Here is a 6,506-nt window from a genome sequence, read left to right on the forward strand (position 1 = left end):
ACGCCATTCGTCGGGCCTCAAAAAAGGCGCTGCAACTGGTTGATGGCCGCATCGGCGGGCGCTTTCTCGGCTGTCCCTTGACGTAAAAAGGCGTTGACGGCATCGAGCTTGGAGAGCGCGTAATCGGTTCGCGGGTCGCTCCCCTTTTTGTAAGCGCCGATCAAAATCAAGTCCTTTTGCGCTTCGTAGGTCGCTAGCACTTCGCGCAAACGCCGCGCTGCCTCCGCATGTTGCGGCGTGACGATGGCGCTCATCACGCGCGACACCGACTGGCTGATGTCAATGGCTGGGTAGTGTCCGGCGGCAGCGAGGGCGCGCGACAAGATGATGTGGCCGTCGAGAATCGAGCGCGTCTCATCGGCGATCGGTTCCGTCATGTCGTCGCCTTCGACGAGCACCGTGTAAAAAGCCGTGATCGAACCGCGATCGCTGTTGCCCGTCCGTTCAAGCAGGCGCGGCAATTCGCTGAAGACCGAAGGCGGAAAGCCGGCGCGCGTTGGTGGTTCGCCCGCTGCCAACCCGACTTCGCGCAGTGCGCGGGCAAAGCGCGTCACAGAGTCCATCATCAAGATGACGCGCTTGCCTTGATCGCGAAAGTACTCTGCAATGGCGGTGGCGACGTAGGCCGCCTTCAAACGCACCAACGCTGGTTCATTTGAAGTGGCGACGACGACCACCGAACGGCGCAGCCCTTCGGGGCCAAGGTCGTGTTCGAGGAAATCGCGCACTTCGCGCCCGCGTTCGCCGATCAATGCGATGACGTTGATTTCGGCTTCGGTGTTGCGCGCGATCATGCCGAGCAGCGTCGATTTGCCAACGCCAGCGGCGGCGAAGATGCCGACGCGCTGCCCTTCGCCGACCGTCAAACACCCATCAATGGCACGCACCCCTGTGGCCAAAGGTTGAGTCACGCGCTGACGCCGCAAAGGGTCAGGCGGACGCGCGTCAACCGCTCGCTCCTGAAAATCTTCAAGCGGCCCCTTGCCATCCATCGGGTCGCCGAGGCCGTCGAGGACGCGTCCGAGCAATCCGTCTCCGACGCGCACTCGGAGCGAAGTCCCGGTGGAGATGACTTCTGCCCCCATGCCGATGTCGTGAATATCGCCAAGCGGCATCAAGATCGCTTCGCCGCCGCGAAAGCCAACTACCTCGGCGCGCAATTCGCGCGCACGATGCGGCGAGTGGATCAAACAAAGCTCGCCGACGCGCGTCCCAGGAACGCGCGCTCTGATGAGCAGGCCGACCACTTCGGTGACGCGTCCGCGAATCTCAACCGGCGACAACCAATCGATGGCTTCAATGTACGAAGCTAGGTTCAACACGCCGAACCCTCCGCTCGATCCTTTTCTTTCACCCTGAATCAAGAGCCGACCCTTTTCTTTGAGCTAGCGCGACCGCTCATCGAAGGGCGCAACTGAACCGCAGCTTCAAGCTCGCGTCGCTCCTCGGCTCTTTCAGCCCTCTAGCTTGTAGCCATAGCGGGGCACAGATTGCACCCCACAGCGCAAATGTTAACGCTCCTCGCCGACAGCCTGTGCAAGCAGCGCGCGCTCCAGTGCCCGCAGTTGCGTTTCGAGTCGCGCATCGATGGTGCCCGATTCGGTCTCGATCACGCATCCGCCGGAAGCGATGCGTGGATCGGCAACGACGTCGAGGAAACGCGCGCGTCCCATCGGATCAATTCGCTCGCGTTCTCGTTGAACGAGCGCTGCATCAGCCGGGTTAACGCGCACGGTAAGCATCTCTTGCTGTCGCGCGTGGCGCAGCGCAGTCGCGACGATGTCGGCGATGGCCGCTGGGTCAGTCCTCAATTCGCGCCCGATGATCTTTTCGGCGATCCTGACAGCTAACCGAAGCAGATCACGCTCGGCTTGCACAATGGCTGCTTCGCGCCGTTCACGGGCGTTGATCAATAGCTCGTGGAGTTCGGCTAGCGCTCCTTCCTGTGCCTCGCGGCGCGCCGTCTCGCGTATACGTTCGGCTTCGGCCAGCGCTTCTTCGCGTATGAGTTCGGCTTCGCGCGTCGCTTCTTCGACTATGCGCCGCGCTTCGGCGCGCGCTTCGACGATGACGCGCTTGATGACCGGACGGCCCTCACCGTCGGACCAGTTCACATCCCGTTTGATGACCTTCACGGCATTCATCCTTTTCGCCTCTTCGCGAAAACGCTGCTTCGGGGCGGCCCTCGCTCGGACGGCGCTTCTACGCGCGGATCTTTGGTGGCTTCGCCGACGGTCTTTCAGGCCGTCACGTCAGCGCTCTCTGCGTGCGCGCCTCGACTGCGCGCGGCGTGCAGAATGCCGCTGGCGAGCGAGTCGACTTCAGCGACGATCGCTTGCTTAAGATCGCCAGCGATCTCTTCAGCACGGACTCCATCCACCGCCTGATGCAGCCACCTGGCCGCTTCGACCGGCAACTTTTGCGCAGCATACTGCGCGTGCTCGTCGCTCAGCTCAGCAAGCGCAATGGCCAACGTCCGCAACCCTACTCGGTAGAGCATAGCGCTCGGTTCCGACTCAGCAAGCAAAGATTCTCTGACGGTCTTTTCCGCCAAAATCACGCGCTGCGGTTCGACGTTGACGAGCTTCGTCAGATGAGCAGTGATCACGCGCGCGTCCTCGGCAGCGAAGCGTCGCAGAAAAGCCGCCACCGTCTCCATCTCGGGGACGCTACGGCACGCCAAGGCCGTCTCTCGCGTGCCCAACAGGTGAATCAAACGCGCTAACTCGACGCCGTTCAGCCGATCCACCGGCGCTTGATGCGCAAGATCGAAATGCGAAACGAAACTCCGAAGAAAAGCGGACCAGATGACGGCCACCAAATCAGGCGACACGTTGCTTTCACAACCCCGATCCTCGACGACCCTGCCGAGCGCGGCGTGAACTGCGTGGCGCGTGGCTTCCGGCAAACGAGCGAACAAGAGGCGTTGCACGTACTCAGGTTCTTCGCGCAAGCGTTCGGCTATGTGCGATGGGTGAATCGTCTCGTCCAGTTCCCAACGCGATTGCGTGATGAGGCGCAATTTGTGATCCACCCATTCTCTTCTTTTCACGGGCGGCAGTCGTTCATACCGCGAAACGCACCGCTCCAAAGCTGCGCGCTCCGACGCCTCCAATGCCGTGAGCGAAGCCAAAGCGCGTGCCGTTTCGTTCGAGTCAGCATCCGTTTCATCTCGCGCGAAAAAGAGCGCGAGCGCAAACAATACGTCGATGCGTGTCAGTTGCGCGACAAGTTGCATAATCCCCCTGAACAGCCTTTTGCCGTTGAAACCCGCTGCTATGAACAGTTCGTGCGTCTGTCATCAACAGGCATCACCAGCTCATCGCTCTGCGGACGACCAACGGTCAAAGTCGCTAGTTTCATGGGCCGCTTGCGCCGCCGCGGACGAGCGCGGACCTCGCGCTATCTTCCGGCAGCGAGGTTCTTCGCTGGGCGATCGCTTTCGGACGACTTTTCGCTTTCAGCCTCTCCTTCGACTTCGCCCTGCATCTGGCGGAGCGCGGCCAGTTCGGCGCGTTGGCGTCGGCTTTGGAGAAAGAGCACCAACAAAACGCACCCCAAGATGATGACCAAAGCGAAAGCTGCCGCGAACAAAAGGTTGCTGTTGCGCCGTGCGCGAAGTTCGTCGTGGGGGATCGGACGCGGCGGTTGCTGCGACATCGTGATGCTGACGTTCTCCGGTTTCAAACGCGGCACTGCCTTAGCCACCATGTTTTGCACCTGTCGTTCGTTGAAAGCCGGCTGTTGATCCTTGTGCACGATCAACACTGACGCGCTCGGTTCGGTCTTCTCGATCTCCAAGGTCTGGTCGCCCGGAACAACCAGATTGACGATGACGCGCGTCACTCCCGGCAAAGCACGCAATTGACGTTCGATGTCGGCCCGCAAACGACGCTGTTCTTCGGCGCGTCGCGCCTCCTCGCTGCCAGGAAACAGCGACGATTCTTTGTTCGGCGTCTCTTCGGGTCGCGGCAAGCCGTGATCGCGCAGGACTTGCACCGCTAGCTGAAACGTCCCGCCGTCGAACATCCCCTCTTTGACGACGATGCTCCACCGCTTCGCTTCGCCCTCTGCAGTTTCGACCTTCTCCGCCTCGATGCCGTTCTCCCTGAGCACATCGATGATCTCAATGGCATCGACCTCGTTCGATACTGTGGCGACCGTCTTCTCTCCACAAGCGCTCAGCAAACAGACGCTCAGTAAAAGCCCAACTATCCTCCACGCTCGCCCGCTCATCTTCCGCCTTCTGCACATAAAGCTACCTTCGCTCAGCGCCGTTGTGCTTCGCCGTCGAACCAATTATAACCGCCTCCTCGAAAATGGTCACCGTTCTTTTCGCTCGGTCATATTTGTTCCAACAAATTTTTGCCGCCGATGGCAGCGCGAATTTTCTCGTCGCAGATGAAGCGCGCTGCGTTATAATCGGCCAAGTATTCGGGGCAAGCCTGAATCGAAATGAAGGTGGCAGCATGCAAGATCAGTCCTCCTCGCTGGCCGTAGATCGCGATGCGCTGATCAAGAAGTATCAGCAGTATGCGCGTTCGCTGGCCTCCAAGATCATTCAGACGCTTCCGCCGCAAATAGAAGTGGACATAGAGGAGATCTATAGCTACAGCGACCTCGGTCTGGTAGAAGCGGCATCGCGTTACGATCCGCGACGTGGAGTTTCGTTCACCACGTTTGCGTATTATCGCATCAAGGGGGCCATCTACGACGGGTTACGCCAACTCGGCGTCACCGTGCGCCTCAGAGATCATGACCGCGTCTGGGCCGACAATTTGAACGATCTGCTGCAAGCTGCTGCTGATGACGAACAGATGACGACCGAGCGGGCGGCGGCTTCCATCGAAGATGAAATAAACGAAGTGCGATCGCTCATTGAGGATTTGATTCCGGCTTACCTGCTATCAGTCTACTCGCCTAAGGTGGCGGCAATGGTGCAAAGCCCGACCTCGCCAGCGGAAGAGGCGGAACAGAGAGAATTGATCGAGATCATCGTTGGAGCCATTGCCGAGCTTCCGGCCAAAGAACGACAAGTGATTGAATCGGTTTACTTGAAATCCGAACCGATGATGCGCGTGGCCGAACGAATGGGCGTCAACAAGTCTTGGGTCACGCGAATTCACGCAAGAGCGATCCGCCGCCTACGCGACGCGCTGCAACAAAGAGGAGTGCTCGGCGAAGAGCCGGAAGAGGACAGCTCCTCCTAGTCTCCACAAGAAGCACGAACAGTCCTTGCTCGCTGTTCTTCGCGCTTCGCATCAATCCGGTAGCATCGATTTTTAGACTGCCGCTTTCACCAAACCACACAAATTTCACTTTATAACTACGGCGCAGAATTTAGGCTCAGGGAGCTTACCTCCGTTCTGCAATTCATGAACACGCTCTCCACTTCTCGCTTCCTGCTACCAGACGGCACCGGCCTTGCGGCCTGTAGTCTTCGATGTCCACCGCTCGTCGCTTCCCGTCGCACCTAGCAGCGCGCTATTGCGAGGGGCGCTGCTTTCCGCTTTGCTTTTTGGTCCATTTGCCTGGGTTTCATCCAAGTAGGTTGACATCCTCCCCACGGCTAAAGCCGGGGGTCTCCGCGCCGCCGCAATCTGATGACCGATCTGTATGGTTGCCTCAGCTTCCTCGCGAGCAACTCTCAACCCGACGCCAAGCGGTCTTGTACGAGATTCCGTTCCTTTCTTGCCAATCACTGGGTTTCCAAAAAGAAGATGTTAAATGTGCAGGATCATTCGTGATTCAATGAACGCCCCTCGTTTCCGCGGTCTATTGCTTCGCTTGTGAAATTTGAACTCGGCTTTAAACCACCTCTTCAACCGTCTGATCGCACGTCAGATCAGTTCTTCTCTTCGACGCAAGGCTGACGTGTGGTCTCGCCGCAGAGCGGAGCGCTGCAGCCTGCGCCCCATGCCCCGAGGAAGCACCGGCTGCACTGCAGCGCGCTGGTCGCGTGCCCCGCACGATTCGCGCGCTGACGCGCCCGCTCTGCTCCGCAAAGCCCGCGACTGTTTTCGACGCGGACTTCGAGCTGAAACCGCCTTCGCCTCAGATGAAGCTTCTCATGCCCGCCCGGCGTGAAGTTTAATTGACTCTCGATCAACCTTCACTTCGCATCGAACTCTTCGCAGTGGCGCCCACTTTCTCCGCTTCTATAGAGTTGCGAAGAAGTCAACTGCGCCGTCACATCCTGGCCCGTTGAAAATCACGCGCCTCTTTTGCCCAATTCGGAAGCCGTCACTTTTACGTTCTTGTTTGCGACGCAAGCTATTCTGCTCCGCGCAGCGCCCGAAGAAGCGTACGCGCGCGTATGGATCGGCGTAGAAGAAGCCGTCGCTAGCCAAACGGTCCAAGGCAAAAGCGCGCTCGGTGGGGTCGGCCGACGCGTCGCGTAACAGCTCCAGGTCTTCTAGCTCCGGCCAAACCGGCTTGCGCCTCTCGGTCGCCGACTCGTTCTTCTCTGATTCGTGGCTCTTTGTCATCTCCTCACTCCTACCTGC

General features: G+C 59.3%; 6 protein-coding genes. 1 reads left to right on the forward strand and 5 read right to left on the reverse strand.

Annotation, left to right across the window (positions count from 1 at the left end; translation table 11 throughout):
* Positions 1-17 precede the first annotated feature (17 nt).
* The 5 genes from sctN to C4334_RS06370 form a co-directional block, all read right to left on the reverse strand.
* A complete protein-coding gene (gene sctN, locus C4334_RS06350) occupies positions 18-1,322 on the reverse strand; it encodes a type III secretion system ATPase SctN (protein WP_352431244.1) in 1,305 nt (434 codons plus the stop codon).
* A 189-nt stretch (positions 1,323-1,511) separates the two neighbouring features.
* Positions 1,512-2,144, reverse strand: a complete 633-nt coding sequence (gene sctL / locus C4334_RS06355; protein WP_352431245.1) for a type III secretion system stator protein SctL — start codon at positions 2,142-2,144, stop codon at positions 1,512-1,514.
* A gap of 95 nt (positions 2,145-2,239) precedes the next feature.
* Positions 2,240-3,238, reverse strand: coding sequence for a hypothetical protein (locus C4334_RS06360; protein ID WP_352431246.1), 999 nt, complete (start codon positions 3,236-3,238; stop codon positions 2,240-2,242).
* A gap of 164 nt (positions 3,239-3,402) precedes the next feature.
* Positions 3,403-4,236 (reverse strand): hypothetical protein, encoded by an 834-nt coding sequence (locus C4334_RS06365; protein ID WP_352431247.1) that lies wholly within the window; start codon positions 4,234-4,236, stop codon positions 3,403-3,405.
* A 107-nt stretch (positions 4,237-4,343) separates the two neighbouring features.
* The gene (locus C4334_RS06370; protein ID WP_352431248.1) at positions 4,344-4,475 is read right to left on the reverse strand and encodes a hypothetical protein; all 132 of its coding nucleotides are present in this window, start codon (positions 4,473-4,475) and stop codon (positions 4,344-4,346) included.
* On the opposite strand from C4334_RS06370, the gene C4334_RS06375 reads away from it, so the two are divergent.
* Positions 4,470-5,210, forward strand: a complete 741-nt coding sequence (locus tag C4334_RS06375; RefSeq protein ID WP_352431249.1) for a sigma-70 family RNA polymerase sigma factor — start codon at positions 4,470-4,472, stop codon at positions 5,208-5,210. The genes C4334_RS06370 and C4334_RS06375 overlap by 6 nt on opposite strands.
* Positions 5,211-6,506 lie beyond the last annotated feature (1,296 nt).

It is taken from the genome of Pyrinomonas sp. (assembly GCF_040289685.1).
Lineage (GTDB): Bacteria > Acidobacteriota > Blastocatellia > Pyrinomonadales > Pyrinomonadaceae > Pyrinomonas.